This is a genomic window from Alishewanella sp. HL-SH06 (genome assembly GCF_052656265.1).
The window spans coordinates 2,655,179-2,672,508 of the sequence record NZ_CP199752.1 but is presented as its reverse complement, the minus strand read 5'-3'; the positions used below and the strand labels follow the sequence as shown (position 1 = coordinate 2,672,508).

The 17,330-nt window shown below is 45.4% G+C and carries 14 protein-coding genes; 11 read left to right on the top strand and 3 right to left on the bottom strand.

Annotation, left to right across the window (positions count from 1 at the left end):
- Window position 1 precedes the first annotated feature (1 nt).
- The 8 genes from ACUJFK_RS12205 (at window position 2) to ACUJFK_RS12170 (ending at window position 10,107) form a co-directional block, all read left to right on the top strand.
- Window positions 2-784 carry an MlaA family lipoprotein gene (locus ACUJFK_RS12205; protein ID WP_306178203.1) on the top strand — a complete coding sequence of 261 codons (783 nt, stop codon included), beginning with the start codon at window positions 2-4 and terminating at the stop codon, window positions 782-784.
- A 130-nt stretch (window positions 785-914) separates the two neighbouring features.
- Window positions 915-2,039 (top strand): non-hydrolyzing UDP-N-acetylglucosamine 2-epimerase, encoded by a 1,125-nt coding sequence (wecB, locus tag ACUJFK_RS12200; protein ID WP_445425038.1) that lies wholly within the window; start codon window positions 915-917, stop codon window positions 2,037-2,039.
- A 189-nt stretch (window positions 2,040-2,228) separates the two neighbouring features.
- Complete coding sequence (gene cysD, locus ACUJFK_RS12195; protein WP_226750180.1) at window positions 2,229-3,137, top strand: sulfate adenylyltransferase subunit CysD; 909 nt, start codon at window positions 2,229-2,231, stop codon at window positions 3,135-3,137.
- Window positions 3,137-4,543, top strand: coding sequence for a sulfate adenylyltransferase subunit CysN (gene cysN, locus ACUJFK_RS12190; RefSeq protein ID WP_445425037.1), 1,407 nt, complete (start codon window positions 3,137-3,139; stop codon window positions 4,541-4,543). The genes cysD and cysN overlap by 1 nt, the downstream gene beginning before the upstream one ends.
- Before the next feature lie 3 nt (window positions 4,544-4,546).
- Window positions 4,547-6,274, top strand: coding sequence for an SLC13 family permease (locus ACUJFK_RS12185; RefSeq protein WP_445425036.1), 1,728 nt, complete (start codon window positions 4,547-4,549; stop codon window positions 6,272-6,274).
- 221 nt (window positions 6,275-6,495) lie between these two features.
- Window positions 6,496-7,155 carry a transposase gene (locus tag ACUJFK_RS12180; protein ID WP_445425035.1) on the top strand — a complete coding sequence of 220 codons (660 nt, stop codon included), beginning with the start codon at window positions 6,496-6,498 and terminating at the stop codon, window positions 7,153-7,155.
- 85 nt (window positions 7,156-7,240) lie between these two features.
- Complete coding sequence (locus ACUJFK_RS12175) at window positions 7,241-8,653, top strand: mannose-1-phosphate guanylyltransferase/mannose-6-phosphate isomerase (RefSeq protein ID WP_445425034.1); 1,413 nt, start codon at window positions 7,241-7,243, stop codon at window positions 8,651-8,653.
- A gap of 11 nt (window positions 8,654-8,664) precedes the next feature.
- Window positions 8,665-10,107 (top strand): phosphomannomutase, encoded by a 1,443-nt coding sequence (locus tag ACUJFK_RS12170; RefSeq protein WP_445425033.1) that lies wholly within the window; start codon window positions 8,665-8,667, stop codon window positions 10,105-10,107.
- Window positions 10,108-10,196: 89 nt separating this feature from the next.
- Here the strand turns inward: ACUJFK_RS12170 and wecC are convergent, their stop codons facing one another.
- Both wecC and rfbB read right to left on the bottom strand, forming a co-directional pair.
- The gene (gene wecC / locus ACUJFK_RS12165) at window positions 10,197-11,444 is read right to left on the bottom strand and encodes a UDP-N-acetyl-D-mannosamine dehydrogenase (protein ID WP_445425032.1); all 1,248 of its coding nucleotides are present in this window, start codon (window positions 11,442-11,444) and stop codon (window positions 10,197-10,199) included.
- 312 nt (window positions 11,445-11,756) lie between these two features.
- Window positions 11,757-12,761 (bottom strand): dTDP-glucose 4,6-dehydratase, encoded by a 1,005-nt coding sequence (gene rfbB, locus ACUJFK_RS12160; RefSeq protein WP_445425031.1) that lies wholly within the window; start codon window positions 12,759-12,761, stop codon window positions 11,757-11,759.
- Between the two features lie 90 nt (window positions 12,762-12,851).
- On the opposite strand from rfbB, the gene rfbC reads away from it, so the two are divergent.
- Complete coding sequence (gene rfbC / locus ACUJFK_RS12155; RefSeq protein ID WP_445425030.1) at window positions 12,852-13,409, top strand: dTDP-4-dehydrorhamnose 3,5-epimerase; 558 nt, start codon at window positions 12,852-12,854, stop codon at window positions 13,407-13,409.
- Window positions 13,403-14,248: a dTDP-4-dehydrorhamnose reductase gene (gene rfbD, locus ACUJFK_RS12150; RefSeq protein WP_445425029.1), complete on the top strand. Its 846-nt coding sequence runs from the start codon at window positions 13,403-13,405 to the stop codon at window positions 14,246-14,248. The genes rfbC and rfbD overlap by 7 nt, the downstream gene beginning before the upstream one ends.
- An 18-nt stretch (window positions 14,249-14,266) precedes the next feature.
- On the opposite strand, the gene ACUJFK_RS12145 is transcribed toward rfbD, so the two are convergent.
- Entirely contained in the window at window positions 14,267-15,613 is a 1,347-nt protein-coding gene (locus ACUJFK_RS12145; protein WP_445425028.1) for a hypothetical protein, read from the bottom strand.
- A 323-nt stretch (window positions 15,614-15,936) separates the two neighbouring features.
- Between ACUJFK_RS12145 and ACUJFK_RS12140 the strand changes: the two genes are divergently transcribed.
- Window positions 15,937-17,259: a capsule assembly Wzi family protein gene (locus tag ACUJFK_RS12140; RefSeq protein ID WP_445425027.1), complete on the top strand. Its 1,323-nt coding sequence runs from the start codon at window positions 15,937-15,939 to the stop codon at window positions 17,257-17,259.
- Window positions 17,260-17,330 lie beyond the last annotated feature (71 nt).

The following is a 17,330-nucleotide window of genomic DNA, read 5'->3' as shown; positions in this document are numbered from 1 at the left end:
TATGTCTTTATTCTTTTTTCGAGCCCTAATGATAGGCGGTGTGCTCAGCTTAACGGCCTGTGCTAGCGCACCAAGCGAGCAGCAAGCTGCAACAGCGAATAACACTCAGCCCGCCTATGTTGATGTACGAGATCCCCTAGAGCGTATTAACCGCCCGCTTTGGGATTTTAATTACGATGTGTTAGACGCCTATTTACTTAGACCGCTAACCGTAGGCTACATCACGGTAGTGCCAAAACCGGCACGTAAAGGGTTAAGTAATGTAGTCAATAACTTAGGTGAGCCAGCTAGCTTCGTCAACAGCGTATTGCAAGCCAAACCGAAGAAAGCAGCCGTAAGCGTTGGCCGTTTTGTGTTAAACAGCACCACCGGTTTTTTTGGCTTATTTGATGTAGCAACCAATATTGGTTTGACCAATGCTGAAGAAGATTTCAGCCAAACCATGGCGGTATGGGGGATTGGCGATGGCCCGTTTTTAATGATCCCTGCACGTGGGCCTACCACGGTAAGAGATACTGCTGGCTCATTGGTTGATAATTTGTATTTCCCTTTAAGCTTATTAAATACGCCGTTAACCATTTCACGTGCCGTAATTGGTGCATTAGACGGTCGCGAGCAGTTAATGCAAGTCGAAAATATGTTAAACGACTCGCTGGATCCATACTCGTTTGTTAAAGAAAGTTATTATCAGCGTCAGATCTTTAAAATTTACGATGGTAATCCACCACAGCCTGAAGAAACGCTAGACGATGATATGTTAGATTTTCTTGAAGAAATCGAATAATACGCCAAAGCACTGAGGTCATACCACACTCCGGTACTGGTCACACCTCTGACCGCACTCCGGTACTGGTTTGTCCAGTTATGGGTGCAAAAGGCCTAATGACGGCGTGCGAAATGAAAAGGAAAGCGACATGATTAAAGTATTAAGTGTGTTTGGCACACGCCCTGAAGCCATCAAAATGGCACCATTGGTCAATCAATTAAAACAAGATGCGGCCTTTGATAGCCGCGTTTGTGTTACCGGACAGCACCGTGAAATGCTGGATCAGGTACTACAGCTATTCAGTATCGAACCTGAATACGACTTAGCCATCATGAAAGCCGGGCAGGATCTCTATGACGTTACTACCAGTATTTTGCTTAACATCAAACCGGTACTGCGCGAGTTTCAACCCGATATCGTGTTAGTACACGGTGATACCAGCACTACTTTTGCTGCGGCCTTAGCCTGCTATTATGAAAAAATTGCGGTAGGTCATGTCGAAGCCGGCCTTCGTACCGGCAATATTTATAGCCCTTGGCCTGAAGAAGCCAATCGTAAGTTAACGGGCGCTTTAACCCGCTTGCACTTTGCGCCGACGCAAACCTCTGCGGATAACTTATTAGCGGAAAACCTTGCTGCCGCTAACATCGTTATTACGGGGAATACGGTGATTGACGCGCTACTGCAAGTTGTCGACAAAATTGATAAAAGCCCAGAATTAAGCGCCAGTTTTGCTGAGCAGTTTCCTTTTGTAAAAGACGATCGCCGAATGATATTGGTAACAGGCCATCGCCGTGAAAGTTTTGGCGGTGGTTTTGAGCAAATTTGTGCTGCGCTAGCGGATATTGCTAAGCAATACCCGGATTGCGATATTGTCTACCCAGTACATTTAAACCCCAATGTGCGCGAGCCGGTTTATCGTTTACTGAGTGATGTATCGAACGTGCATTTAATTGCGCCACAAGATTATCTGCCATTTGTGTATCTGATGAGCAGAAGTTACTTAGTACTGACTGATTCCGGTGGTATTCAAGAAGAAGCGCCGTCACTTGGCAAACCGGTTTTAGTGATGCGTGACACGACCGAGCGGCCAGAGGCGGTTGATGCGGGTACGGTGAAATTAGTGGGCACAGACAGAGCCAAAATTGTTGCTGAAGTCACTCGCTTACTCAGTGACAAACCTTACTACGACAGCATGAGCTTCGCCCATAACCCTTATGGTGATGGCAAAGCCTGTGCACGGATTATCGCCACCCTAAAAACCTTCCGCTAGATATTCCTCAGACCACACTCAGACACCACTCTGACCTCCGACCACACTCCGGTACTGGTTGGAGGTCTTACCGGTGTCTGAGTGCGGTCGGACCTGTTGTTGGAAATAAGATATTCCAAAACAAGATAATTCGGTTTTGATTTGTTCTGGTAAGCTATAAACACTTACTTAGACGCAGGCGGAGTTATCATGGCAGCAAGTAGCCAAAGCCATTTAAAAGCCCTCGAAAACGAATCGATTCAAATTTTCCGTGAAGTGGTAGCCGAGTTTGATAATCCGGTGATGCTTTACTCGGTTGGTAAAGACTCGTCGGTGTTATTGCATCTGGCACGTAAAGCGTTTTACCCCGGCAAAATCCCTTTTCCACTGTTACATGTGGATACCACGTGGAAATTCAAAGAGATGATTGCGTTTCGTGATCAAATTGCTGTCGATCTGGGCTTAAATTTATTGGTACATCAAAACCCAGACGGCTTGGCCATGAATATCAGCCCTTTTGAGCATGGCAGCAGCAAGCATACCGATATCATGAAAACCCAAGGTTTAAAGCAAGCCTTAGATAAATACAAATTTGATGCTGCCTTTGGTGGTGCAAGACGTGATGAAGAAAAGTCCCGAGCGAAAGAACGAGTGTATTCGTTTCGCGACAAGCATCATCGCTGGGACCCTAAAAATCAGCGGCCAGAGCTGTGGAATATTTTTAATGGCCGAGTCGATAAAGGCGAAAGCATTCGCGTCTTCCCATTATCAAACTGGACCGAGCTAGATATTTGGCAATACATCTATCTTGAGAATATCCAAATCCCAGATTTGTATTTCTCTAAACCGCGCCCTGTGGTGGAACGCGATGGCACCCTGATTATGGTTGATGATGAGCGCATGCCATTACAACCCGGCGAAACACCTAGCATGAAAAGTGTACGCTTTCGTACCCTAGGTTGTTATCCGTTAACGGGTGCCGTTGAGTCCTCAGCGGCAACCTTACCTGAAATCATTCAAGAAATGTTGTTAACCAAAACCTCAGAGCGGCAAGGTCGGGTGATTGATCACGACAGCACCGGTTCGATGGAAAAGAAAAAAATGGAAGGGTACTTCTAATGAGCCATACCTCAGAATTAATAGAGCAGGATATTCTGGCCTACTTAAAGCAGCACGAAAACAAGCAATTACTGCGCTTTATTACGTGTGGCAGTGTGGATGATGGTAAAAGTACCCTGATTGGCCGCTTGTTGCATGACAGCAAAATGATTTTTGAAGATCAGCTTGCGGCTATCACTGAAGACAGCAAAAAAGTGGGTACTCAAGGTGAGCGTGTCGATTTAGCCTTACTGGTCGATGGATTACAATCTGAACGGGAGCAGGGCATTACCATTGATGTAGCTTACCGTTATTTCTCAACCGAGAAACGGAAATTTATCATTGCCGATACGCCAGGCCACGAGCAATACACGCGTAATATGGCCACTGGTGCGTCGACCTGTGATTTAGCGATAATCCTGGTGGATGCGCGTAAAGGTGTGCAAACCCAAACGCGGCGACACAGCTACATATGTTCTTTGCTGGGTATCAAGCACGTGATTGTCGCGATTAATAAAATGGACTTAGTCGATTACTCTCAAGCCCGTTACAAGGCCATTCAAGAAGAGTATCTGGCTTTGGCAGGGGCTTTGGACATTCCTGATATCCGCTTCGTGCCTATTTCGGCCTTAGAGGGCGATAATGTGGTGCATCCTAGTGAAAAACTGAGCTGGTTTCGTGGCTCAACCTTGATGCAGTATCTTGAAAACATTGAATTAACGCTTGCTGAAAATGACGATTTCCGATTCCCTGTGCAGTTAGTCAGCCGCCCTCATGCTGATTTCCGTGGTTTCCAAGGCACGATTGCTTCAGGCAGTGTCGCTGTAGGCGATACCGTGCGGGTATTGCCGGCGGGTACCGTGTCTACCATCAAAAGCATCGTGACCTTTGATGGTGACTTGCAAAGTGCCAACGCAGGGCAAGCCGTAACGCTTACTTTGAATGATGAAATTGATGTCAGCCGTGGCAGTATGTTGGTAAAAAAAGACGCGCTGCCGCATGTCTCATCGCGGATGCGAGCCAAGTTAATTTGGTTGCATGACACGCCACTAAAAACCGACAGGCAGTATTACTTTAAATTCAGCTGTAAAACCACGACAGGTGAGATCAGTAAACTGCATCATCGCATCGATGTGAATACCTTGGCAGAGAAATCAGCTGAAGTGTTAGCGATGAATGAAATTGGCTTGGTTGATGTTAATTTAACTGAAACTATGGCGTTTGATGTCTCTCGTAAAAACAAGCTTACCGGCGCTTTTATTATTATTGACCGTTTCACAAATTTAACGGTAGGAGCGGGTATGATTGATGCGCCCCTAGTTGCTACTGTTGCTGAAGAGGAAGAAATTAAAGGCCTCAGCGATTTTGAATATGAATTGATCATGCTTGTGCGCAAACATTTTCCCCATTTAATGTCTCGGCAGTAATAAATGAGCCTTGAAGCGCTTGTGCTGATAGGGTTGCTGGTGTTGTTGCTGATGGCGTTATTACGCTTTCAGCAGCATGCCGCCGCAGTATTTGGTGCCATGTTACTTGGCTTGTTAGCCTTGGGTTTTATTGAGACGGCCGATGTATTAAAAAATGCGGCCAACTCGGGTTTAGCCACGTTAGTGTTGCTGGTTTTAATTTCTTACTCGTTAGAGAAAACCAGTATCTTACGACGTATATCGCGCTTTCTATTTACCCGCTCTGTGTCGGGTTCGGTGTTTCGCACCGTCAGTTTTGCCGCTTTAGCCTCATCAGTATTAAACAATACCGCCGTTGTGGCAGCGATGCTTAACACCGTGCGTAGCAATAAAACGGTGTCGCCAGCAAAGTTGTTGATCCCGCTTTCTTATGCCGCGATCTTCGGCGGAACTTTAACCTTAATAGGTACTTCGACCAACTTAATCGTGCATTCAATGCTAACTGAAAAAGGCCATCCAGGTTTTGGCTTTTTTGACTTTACCTTAATAGGTTTAGGCGTCACGCTAGCCTGCGGTGGGGTCGTTATTTTTATGAGCCGATTTTTACCGAATGACATCATTTCAGCTGAAAGCCATAGCGCTTATTTGTTAGAAGCTGAATTGATGCCCGACTCGCCATTGGTAGGGCTTACGGTGGAAGAGGCCGGTTTGCGCCATCTTGATGCGTTATTTTTAACTGAAATCGTTAGAGGTAAGCAATTAATACGGCCTGTAGCGCGTTATGACGTATTGTGTGCCGGCGATAAATTACTCTTTAGTGGCAACGTACATAAAGTCAACGTGCTTAAGCAATTTGTGGGTTTACGGTTATTTGCTGATGATAACGGTTTAACGACACAAGTATTAACCGAGGTGATGATCAAGGAAGAGTCGGTATTAATCGGTAAAACATTAAAAAGTACCGGGTTTCGTGCCCGGTTTGATGCTGCGGTTGTGGCTGTGCGCCGTGAGGGCGAACAAGTCAGCGGTAAGTTGGGCGACATAGCATTAAAAGCCGGTGATGTAATGTTATTGGCAACTGGGCCAGATTTTAGCAGCAGGCATAACCTGAGTAAAAACTTCTATATTTTGTCGGATATTGATACCGAAGATATGCTCAGTGGCCACCGTGAAAAACTGACGTGGTGGGGCTTTGCGCTGATGATTGGCGTGAGCGTGTTTACTCCTATCAGTTTGTTACAGGCCGCGATGTTTTTTCTGGCGCTGCTATTGTTTGCTAAATGTTTAACCGTTAATGAAATTAAACGGCGTTTTCCAGTCGAAATTTGGTTGGTCGTAACCAGCGCCCTGTGTATTGCCACCGCGATGAATACCACCGGCTTATCGAACGTGATAAGTCAATTTGCAAGCACAGGTTTAAGTGGCCAAGCGCCGTTTTTTACCTTAATGGGCATTTTCTTATTAACTTATTTGTTAACAGAAATGATTACCAACAATGCCGCCGCGGCATTAATGTTTCCTATCGCCTATAGCTTGGCACAGGGTATGGGTGTTGATCCAATACCCATGGTGATGGGGGTGGCATTTGCCGCGTCAGCCAGCTTTATCACGCCTTATGGTTATCAAACCAACTTGATGGTATTTAATGCAAGCAATTACCGCCTCAAGCATTTTTTCCTGATGGGAGCGCCCGTTGCTTTTACTTATATCGTGGTTAGTTTACTACTGATCCCCCGCGTTTTTCCCTTTTAACCCAACCTTCCAGCACCAACACTGATCAGACAATACTCCGGTACTGGTCTGACCGCACTCTGAGACAGGTCCTACCACACTCCGGTACTGGTAAGACCGCACTCTGAGGCAGGTCCTACCACACTCTGGCACTGGTACGAGGTCTGATCGGTGAAATTTTTATTTGCAGCTTTTAATTTTATTTACTATTTTAAAATTTGTTTAACAAAAGGTTGATAGAAATGTCTAGGAGGCTGCGTATGTTTATCGATAACATGCCCTATCATATCGTGCATAGAGGGCATAATCGGACCAATTGCTTCAAGTTTGAGGCTGTAAAAGGAATGTTCTTTTCTATGTTATGCAATAAGTTAGATGAATGTGGCATCAAATTACATGCTTTTGTGTTGATGTCGAATCACTATCATCTACTTGTTACACCGCAAAGTGGTAAAGAAGTACCGCACTTTATGCAATGCTTGGGTCGGCATTTTGCGGGTTACTACAATGCACTAAACGAAAAAACTGGCACGGTATGGGATGGTAAATACTTTGCGAGTTTGGTCGAAAACGATTACTACGTTTTGGCATGTTATCGCTATATCGAACTTAACCCGGTTAGGGCAGGCATTGTTAGAACGCCGGATCAGTATCATTGGTCAAGCTATCATAGCAATGCCGGCGGTTTAAACTCGCAAATCATTGTGCCACATCCTAGCTATGAGGCATTAGGCGATAACAAATTTACCCGGCTACGTGCTTATCGTGAACTGTTTAACGCCGACATCGACAAAGCAGAGTTGCAGGCTATCCGTCAGTCGCTTAGTAAAAACTTGCCGTGTCAGTCTTTAATTGCAAATAGCAAACAAGTTCAGCCTGAGGCTATGTCAATCTCGGTTTGAATTTAAGCAGGCTTGATTAGCTATGTTGCTTATTTCTGATGATGATTTAACATAGGGTAATATAATTATTGATCAAGGATCGAGTATGTTATTACCCATCATCATGGCTGGTGGCACAGGCAGTCGTTTATGGCCACTATCCAGAGAGTTAATGCCAAAGCAATTTTTGACATTGAGCGGTGACAAAACCATGTTGCAAGCCACTGTTGAACGCTTACAGGGGTTACAAATTGAAGCGCCATTGGTTATTTGTAATGAAGAGCATCGCTTTATTGCCGCTGAGCAATTAAGACAAATTAATCAGTTAAAAAGCAATATATTACTAGAGCCTGCAGGTCGAAATACCGCACCTGCAGTGGCGCTTGCTGCACTGTATGCTGTTAAGCAAAACCTTGATCCAACCTTGTTAATCTTAGCTGCCGATCACATTATTTCTGACACTGGGGCTTTTCATGATGCCATTGGTATAGCTAGCGAGCTGGCGAGTCAGAATAAATTGGTGACCTTTGGCATAGTGCCAAACTCAGCCGAAACCGGTTATGGCTATATTCGCCGTGGTAAGGCGTCTACCATTTCTAGCGCTACGTTTGATGTGGCCCAGTTTGTCGAAAAACCGTCGCGCGACATTGCCGAGCAATATCTACAAAGCGGCGAATACTACTGGAATAGCGGAATGTTTATGTTCAAAGCCAGTGTGTATTTAGCCGAGCTTAAAAAGTACCGCCCTGACATTCTTGCGGCTTGCGAACAAGCTATTGCACACATTGATACTGACTTAGACTTTATCCGTTTAGCGGCTGAACCTTTTATGAATTGCCCGGCAGACTCTATTGATTATGCGGTAATGGAGAAAACAGCCGATGCGGTAGTTGTGCCGTTAGATGCGGGATGGAGCGATGTTGGCTCCTGGTCATCTTTATGGGATATCAGTAAGAAAGATAATCAGCAAAATGTTCTGCATGGTGAGGTTTTTCAGCATAACTGTGAAGGCAATTATGTGTTTTCCGAGACGGGTATCATTGCCACGGTAGGATTAAAGGATACCGTTATTATTCAAACGAAAGATGCCATTTTGGTGGCAGCAAAAGATCAGGTGCAAGATGTGAAAAACATCGTGCAGCAATTGAAAAATGAAGGGCGTACAGAGCATCATATTCACCGTGAAGTGTATCGGCCATGGGGTAAGTACGACAGTATTGATACAGGCGGGCGCTATCAGGTTAAACGCATCACGGTAAAACCCGGTGAAAAATTGTCAATTCAAATGCACCATCACCGCGCTGAGCACTGGATTGTTGTGCAAGGTACTGCCAATGTCACAGTGAATGAAAACAAACAATTACTGACAGAGAATCAGTCAGTTTACATACCGATTGGTGCTGTACACTCACTGGAAAACCCTGGGAAAATTCCACTTGAGTTGATTGAAGTGCAGTCAGGCCCTTATCTAGGTGAAGATGATATTGTTCGTTTCTCTGATCGTTATGGTCGTTCTTAGTGGGGGCGACAATGTCAACAGCCATAAGCGACATTCTTGGCAGCAGTAATATCCAGTTTGGCACCAGCGGCGCGCGTGGTTTAGTTACTGATTTCACGCCAGAAGTGTGTGCAGCCTTTACCCAAAGTTTTTTGCAAGGTATGCAGCAGCGTTTCAGTTTTAAGCATGTAGCCTTAGCCATAGATAACCGGCCTAGCAGTGTTGAAATGGTTACGCATTGCATCGGTATGGTTGAGGCGTTGGGCTTAGACGCGCAGTTTTATGGTGTTTTACCCACACCCGCTTTAGCACTGCAAGCATTGAAAGATAATGTGCCCGCTATTATGATTACCGGCAGTCATATCCCTTTTGATCGCAACGGTATAAAGTTTTATCGTCCAGACGGAGAAATTAGTAAAGCAGATGAAGCGCTTATTTTAGGTTCGACAAACACGCTACTTAGCTTTACGTCGACTGAAAAAACGCCACTTACCCTTGCCGCAGAAAACTATGTTAAGCGCTACCTTAATCTTTGTCAGCCTAATCTTTTACAAGGTAAACATATTGGTGTTTATGAACATTCAAGCGCGGGTAAAGCGCTATACCATCAGCTTTTTACCCAGCTTGGCGCCAAAGTAACTCGATTGGAAGCGACAGACTACTTTGTACCGATTGATACCGAAGCGGTAAGTGAAGAAGACAAGTTAAAAGCTCAGAATTGGTCAAAAGCATACCAGTTTGACGCTATTTTTTCGACTGACGGCGATGGTGATAGACCGCTCATTGCGGATGAAAACGGTAATTGGCTTAGAGGCGATACGGTAGGGCTATTAACAGCCATGGCGTTGCGCGTTGAGGCGTTAGCGGTACCGGTTAATTGTAACAGTGCCATAGACCTGTGCGGCGCATTTAAAAAAGTGGCTAGAACTCAGATTGGCTCGCCCTATGTAATAGCTAAGCTACAGCAATTAGTTGCCAACTATCAAAGCGTAGCAGGCTTTGAAGCTAATGGTGGTTTTCTATTGTCTACCGATTTAACAATAAACAAGGATACTTTAGCCGCCTTACCCACCCGCGATGCTTTGTTACCTTTTATTGCTATTATGCAGATGGCAACTGATAGCACCATATCAAGCTTAACAGCAGCTTTGCCACAACGTTTTACCGCCAGCCAACGCCTACAAAGTGTGCCAAGAGTTGTTGCTGAAACACTATTAGCAAAAGCAACCGTGGCACCAGATGATTTACTCGCTGAGCTTGGCCAGCCACATAAAGTTGTCAGTCAGTGTGATCTCACTGATGGCGTTCGCTTAACCCTGGCAGATGGCGATATTATCCATTTTCGCCCTTCAGGAAATGCGCCAGAGCTCAGAGTTTATGCCGAAGCAGCATCGCAACAGACGGCTGATGCATTGGCTTTAATTTTTCAACAGCAACTCAGCAACTGGTTAGACCGCACTCCGGTACAGGTATGACCACATTCTAAGACGATTTTCAAAGGCGCAAATAAAAAAACTCCGCCCAAATTTACTTGGTAGCGGAGTGTTTTTATTAAGTAGTACTACTAGCCAAAAATCCCGCGTGTATCAATCACCACTTTTGCTGCCACTTCGTTAACATGTAGCGCTTTGAATTGACGGTGATCTACTAGCACTACTAACACATTGGCGCGCTCTAATGCTTTAGCGAGGGTAGTGAGTTTATCGTTGTATTGGCTCATACGTTTTGGCAATTCTTTGATATTTGGTTCAACTAACAGAATTTCACCGACGTTGTCATTGATAAGATGCTCGGCAATATCTAAAGCTGGGCTTTCGCGCAAGTCATCAATATCGGCTTTAAACGCCAAACCTAAACAAGCGATAACAGGGCGTTTGAATTGATCAGCCGCTTCTTTCACTTTATTAATAACATAATGTGGTTTGCCGTCATTAATTTCACGTGCAGTGCGAATAAGGTTGGCTAAATCTGGAGCTGAATCAACAATAAACCAAGGGTCAACGGCAATACAGTGGCCGCCAACACCCGGGCCAGGGCTTAAAATATTCACCCGTGGATGACGATTCGACAGTTTAATTAATTCCCAAACGTTAATTTTTAACTTATCGCAGATCAGTGATAATTCATTGGCAAAGGCAATGTTCACGTCACGAAAGGCGTTTTCAGTCAGTTTGGCCATTTCAGCGGTACGGGCATTAGTGCGTAAACATTCACCACGTACAAACAGCTGATACAGCGACATGGCCTTTTCAGCGCAGCGCTCGGTAATACCACCAATAATGCGGTCGTTACTTACCAGTTCTTGCAATACGCGGCCGGGTAAAACGCGCTCAGGGCAATGCGCAATAAACACATCGGCAACGTCTGAATGATCTAACGGCACTTTTAAGTCAGGGCGTAACTCTTTTAACCATTCGGCAATTTGCTCTGTGGTACCAACCGGCGAGGTCGACTCTAGAACAATCAAGTTACCTTTCTCAATGACCGGCGCAATATTCTCTAACGCGGTACGAATGTAACTGAGATCGGGTGCCTTGTTTTCTTTAAACGGGGTGGGCACCGCAATCATAAACACTTCTGCCTTCTCAGGTACCAGCGAAGCGCGCAATTTACCGGTTGTAACTGCAGCCTGCACCAACATATCCAAGTCAGGTTCCACAATGTGGATCTTACCTTGATTAATGGTATTAACCGCATGCTCCGACACATCAATCCCGACTACTTCAACACCACGCGAAGCAATAACAGCCGCCGTAGGTAAACCGATGTAACCCAAGCCAATAACAGACACTTTAGAAAACTGAGATAGCATTAATGATTCCTTGCAAGGCTTATATAATGAGTATGAATAGGCTCATCTTAAGGTGCTGAATATGAATATACAATTTATCTGCAAAATAATTATTTAAATATCAGCATGAATTTTCCTTTTGGGCAATTACGGATCTCTGAGTGTGGCCCGACCTGTCTCAGAGTGCGGTCAGACCAGTGTCTGAGTGTGGTCTAACCTGTCTCGGAGTGCGGTCAGACCAGTGTCTGAGTGTGGTTTAACCTGTCTCGGAGTGCGGTCAGACCAGTGTCTGAGTGTGGCCCGACCTGTACCGGAGTGCGGTATGACCAGTTGCTAGGGGAGGTAAGCTGAAATGGTTTTTACAATTCCCTCAGCAAAGTTGGTGCTGGGTTGCCAACCAAGTTGCTGGGTGATTTTTGTAGCATCTAAAGCATAGCGACGATCATGCCCGGGGCGGTCTGCCACAAATGTGATCAGCTCGTTGTAATGGTTAATACCAATTTTGCTAGCCGGTATAAGCTTATCGAGCTCATGACAAATAATGCTTACCACCTCTAAGTTAGTCAGTTGGTTATTCGCGCTAATGTTATAGCTTTCACCAACAGTACCCTTTTGCAATACCATTAATAACGCCTTGGCGTGATCTTCTACAAACAACCAATCGCGAATTTGCTGGCCATCCCCGTAAATGGGCAGCGTTTGGCCTTCAAGGGCGCGGTTTATCACTAACGGTATCAGCTTTTCTTGATGCTGAAATGGGCCATAATTATTGGTGCAATGGCTAATTAACACCGGCAAACCATAAGTACGTTGCCAAGCTTGAACTAAATGATCACTGGCAGCTTTACTGGCCGAATAAGGGCTACTGGGATGATAGGCACTTTGCTCGGTTGCGGGGTGCGCGGTTAGGGGAATGTCGCCATAAACTTCATCCGTTGACACATGCAGTAACCTAAACACCTGCTGCTGTAGAACTGGCAACTGTGCCCAATATTTTCGGCAGGCTTCAAGTAAGCTAAAGGTGCCAACAATATTGCTTTGTATAAAAGGCGCGGCAATATTGATAGAACGATCAACATGGCTTTCTGCCGCTAAATGAATCACATACTGCGGTTGATACTCAGCAAATAGCAAATGAAGCTGAGCCTCATCAATAATATCCAGCTGCTTAAACACGTAACGCGGGTGCTGCTCTGCCGTTTTCAACGCCAAAGGGTTTACGGCATAAGACAGCTTATCAATATTCACGATGGTAAAGTCAGTTGTTGCTAACAGCAAACGCACCACAGCAGAGCCAATAAAACCTGAACCACCGGTAACAAACACACACTTATTCATTCTTTTCTCTTACAAAGCCCTTAAAAGGCGACGATAAAGCAACCGCGCTTTATGTATAATACATCCATTAGCGCCTAACTTAGCTTACTGATGCAGATCACTAAAACACACTTACCAGACTGCCTGCTGATCCAACCGCCGGTGTATCATGATAACAGAGGTCATTTTCGTGAACTTTACGTCGCGGCTAAATACCAAGCTGCGGGTTTACCCCAAGCCTTTGTGCAAGATAACTTATCAAGCTCTCAACAAGGTGTGGTGCGCGGCATGCATTTTCAGCGCTTTAAGCCGCAAGGTAAACTGATATCTGTTTTGCACGGTGAAATTTACGATGTGATGTTAGATTTACGCCCCGCGTCAGCAAGCTTTGGCCAATGGCAAGGTATTTACTTAGATGCACAGCAAGCACAACAGCTGTGGATCCCGCCTGGTTTCGCGCATGGCTTCCAGGCTTTAAGCGCTTCTGCTTTAGTATCTTATAAAACTACTGCGTATTACGACCCAGCCGATGAAGGCGCCTTTAACGCACTGGATCCAAAGCTTGCTATTACATGGCCGCAGCCAGTTACTACTATGTCAGACAAAGATCGCGCAGCACCGGTCTTTGAGGTTGTTAAACAGCAACTGATAGCCACAATATTATGGTAACTAGGCCAAACATTTTACTCACCGGCGCTAACGGCCAATTAGGCAAAGCGATTGCTGCGCATTTACAGGCTGCCAATATTGCTTTTTTGGCTACAAGCCGTAACGAGTTAGACCTGACTAACCAAGCCGCGTTACATACTTTTTTATGCCGGCAAAAACCCAGTATTATTATTAACTGCGCGGCCTATACTGCAGTAGATCAAGCCGAAACAGACAGCGCAACTTGCTTTGCGGTAAACGCGCTTGCCGTTAAAACTTTGGCGGAATACTGCCTTCACGCAAATTGTTTACTCATACACTTTTCAACAGATTACGTATTTGACGGTACCAGCAGCAAGCCATACGAAGAGCAAGACAAGCCAAATCCGCTAAATCAATATGGTAAAAGCAAGCTAGCGGGGGAGTTAGCCATTCAGCACGTAGCCTGTCAGCATTACATTATCAGAACCAGCTGGTTATACAGTGATGTAGGCAAAAACTTTTACACCACCATGCGTAAACTTGCACAGCAGCCACAGGCAGTAAAAGTTGTGGAAGATCAAATAGGTGCGCCAACAACGGTAAAAGCGTTAGCCGCGGTGATAACCTGCGTTTTAGAAAAACACACAACTCAACAAGCATTACCCTATGGTACTTACCATTATTGTGGTGATGAGTTTAAAAGTTGGTATCAGTTTGCTAAAGACATTTTTACCGAACAGCAAAGTAACACCCCGTTGGATCCGATATCGGCAGCCGACTATGCCTTTAGTAAGCCGGGTATTGCAATAAGGCCGAGCAATAGTTGTTTGAATAGCGCAAAACTCAAAAAGTGGCTAAAAAATAATACTGAATTCTAGCCACTGGGTATGAAATGATTAATTAGGTGCAGTAACTTGAATACTTACTGTGCTGTACTTCGCCCATTTACCGGTAGCGCGAGCTGCGGCGGTTAGTTTGCTGCGTTCAATTTGATTCAGTAAATACTGCTGATAGCTGTCATTTTCATCATAGCGAATAACCGAAACGGCCACCGTAGCGCGAATATTTTCATCAAATTTGTCATCAATACCGTAGTCGGCCGGCGCCACCTCATCAGGATATTGACCTTGTAACGGCCCTATAAAACTTTGGAAATAGCGGGTGCCGTCAGTTAACGTGGTTTGAACGTACAAATAAAACGTGTTGAATCCCGGTATTGCCCCTAAGTTGTAATTAAAATTGTCTGAGGGTAAATCACGCACTAAAAAATTCTCTAATGCACTCATGGCATCACTGGTAGGTATGTTCAATACAACAGCGTCATTTATCGGGGGTAAAAAGTTTATCCGTTGCGATGCAGAACGTAATACCGTGCCTTCATCTGTCACATCAAATTGAGTATCAGAAGCCCGCACCATAATGTAATTAACACCATCTAATTCATTAAAAACATAAGCCTCATTGCTATTCATGCGGCTTCTTAAATTAACCGTGCCTGTTTCAGTAAAGTGCCCCTCTAGCAGTGATGCACTGCTGCTATTTACACTAACGGGTATGGTCGACACATTTTGATCCAGTGTTAAGCTCACTTCGCTGTTCCCATTGTATTGTCGAATGCTACCCGCGATAGCATTGGCAGAGCCATGGTTGGCAAACGCCGTTAACAGCGGCCAACTGCCGTTAGCGACACGGCATAATCCTACTTGCTCAAAAAGCACTTCATTAAAAGCGGGGGAGGATTTGCGAAGTTCAGGGCTACTAAAACCAGTTAACTGAACGTCGCTGGCGCTAAGCGCTCCGTTAGGCGAATTGACTCGCACATTAGTATTGCGACATTCGCAGCCTTGTTGCGTTTTACCAGGAACGACAATGGTACCCATATCAACCACAGGGTGCTGCGCGTAGGAGTTAACAACAAACTCGGCACCCGCGCCGGTGCTAAACGTGATAACACTTAAGTTCACCGTATTGGCACCGGTAATGGCAGCAGAAATTTGACCTGTCGAATTCGCTTTATGCCGGCTAACGATTCGCCAGTTTTGATCATGCACCAGTATTTCAGCGTTAGGTGAACTTGTTGTCGTACCGCATTGCGTTTCTTGAATAACATTGGCTTGCAGCGTTAAGGTGGTGTTATTGTTGCCAGAGCCATTTCCCGGGGGAGCATCATTACCAGACCCGCCGCCGCAGCCGGTCAGTAAAAGGCTGATTATGACGCTTGTAATTGCGTTTTTATTTAACATTGCCATGTCCTTATTTGCTTTTTATTGATGTTCTAAACCTATCTGCCATATTAGCCTGAAGAATTGAGTTTGAATATACATAAAATGATTAAGATAACTATTACTGGTAAGACCGCACTCCGGTACAGGTACGACCACACTCTGAGTCAGATCCTACCAGTCTCTGAGTGTGGTCTAACCAGTCTCAGAGTGCGGTTGGGCCAGTTGACGGGGTCGAGCGGTGTAATGTGGTTGCTTGCACTAGGTGGCTTTGGTAGCATTGCGCCGTTAAACCAATTTACAGGACGTTAAAAGAATCAATGCGGCTTACAACAACTGTTTCTATGGCGCTCATCGCCGCGCTTTTCGCTCATCAACTGCACGCAACGCCGTGGGTGAAAACTGATGATCCTTATCTGCAACAAAGCCTGCAGCAATTAGCAAACGCGGGTTTAATCACGACACCTGTTAATACTTGGCCAGTGATGTGGCAACCCATATTGCAAGACTTGGCGAATATCGACGTTAATCAGCTAAGTGCGGCACAGCAACAAGCCTTTTACCGCATCCAATCGGCTGCGAGTTTTTCGCAGCAAGCACAAATTAAAACCTTGGCCGTGCAGGGCAGTACCGATCCTTTAGGCGAACAGGCTTTGGGTACTCAGCATCAGCAACAAGGGCTGATAAGTTTGGGGGCTGAGCTAAAAGGCGGTAACTGGGCGGCAGGGGTGTTTCAACAAGTAAGAACAGACAGTTACGACGCCAACGAATATTCAGAAAACAAACAGCATTGGGATAACAGTTACGCGGCCTATACGGCAGGCAATTGGGTGCTAATAGCGGCACTGCAACCGCAATGGTGGGGCCCGGCTATCCACAGCAGCTTTAACTTCAACAATCAGCAGCGGCCCACTCGTAGCGTGCAATTAAGCCGTTTAAACCCCAATACCCCGTTGCTAAACAACCTGGCCTGGCTTGGCCCAGTAAGTTTTAATATTCAAGTGGGTAGTTTTGCCGGCACCTCGCCGCTGCGCCATGCCAACTATGCCGCTAGTCGGTTGGGTATAAAGCCATTTTCAAAACTAGAACTGGGTTTTAGCGCCCGTAATGTTGAACCCAATTTTACGGAATTACCGCTTCAACAGCCCTACAGCACGCTATTACCCCAAGATAACCTACGCACCTTTGGTGCTGATATGCGTTATCATGTGTCTGAAGTGGCTGCACTTTATGCCGAAGTGTCGTATCAACAAGCTGACAAAAGCGCCACCGGCTGGCTAGTTGGCAGCCATTATCACTTAGGTAACGACAGTGTACTGATCCGCTTTTTCGCAGAATACCAACAGCTGCCCGAGCACTATAACCAATGGCTATTTATTGAACATGGCGCCGAAGTCGCACCCATTGATAACGAGTGGGTGATGGGTTTACAGCTTACTACTCCGTCGGGTAAAGCCGGTTATCTAAAGCTTAGCCAAAGCAACTATCAGCTAAACGACAACAACCTTGCACAACTAAAGCGCGCTGTGGCCTTACATCTGGGTTACCAGCAGCCATTGTGGAATAGTTTATTGAAGCTCGATTATCAACTGCAAAAAACCGATAACCTGAGCGACAATATCGATTTTAACCATGCTATTGGTGCCCGTTGGGAATGGCGTTGGTAATGATCGAAAATTCAGCACTTAGCCTTACATGGTGGTTAAAGTGTTTGACGCAACGTGTACGCATCCGTACC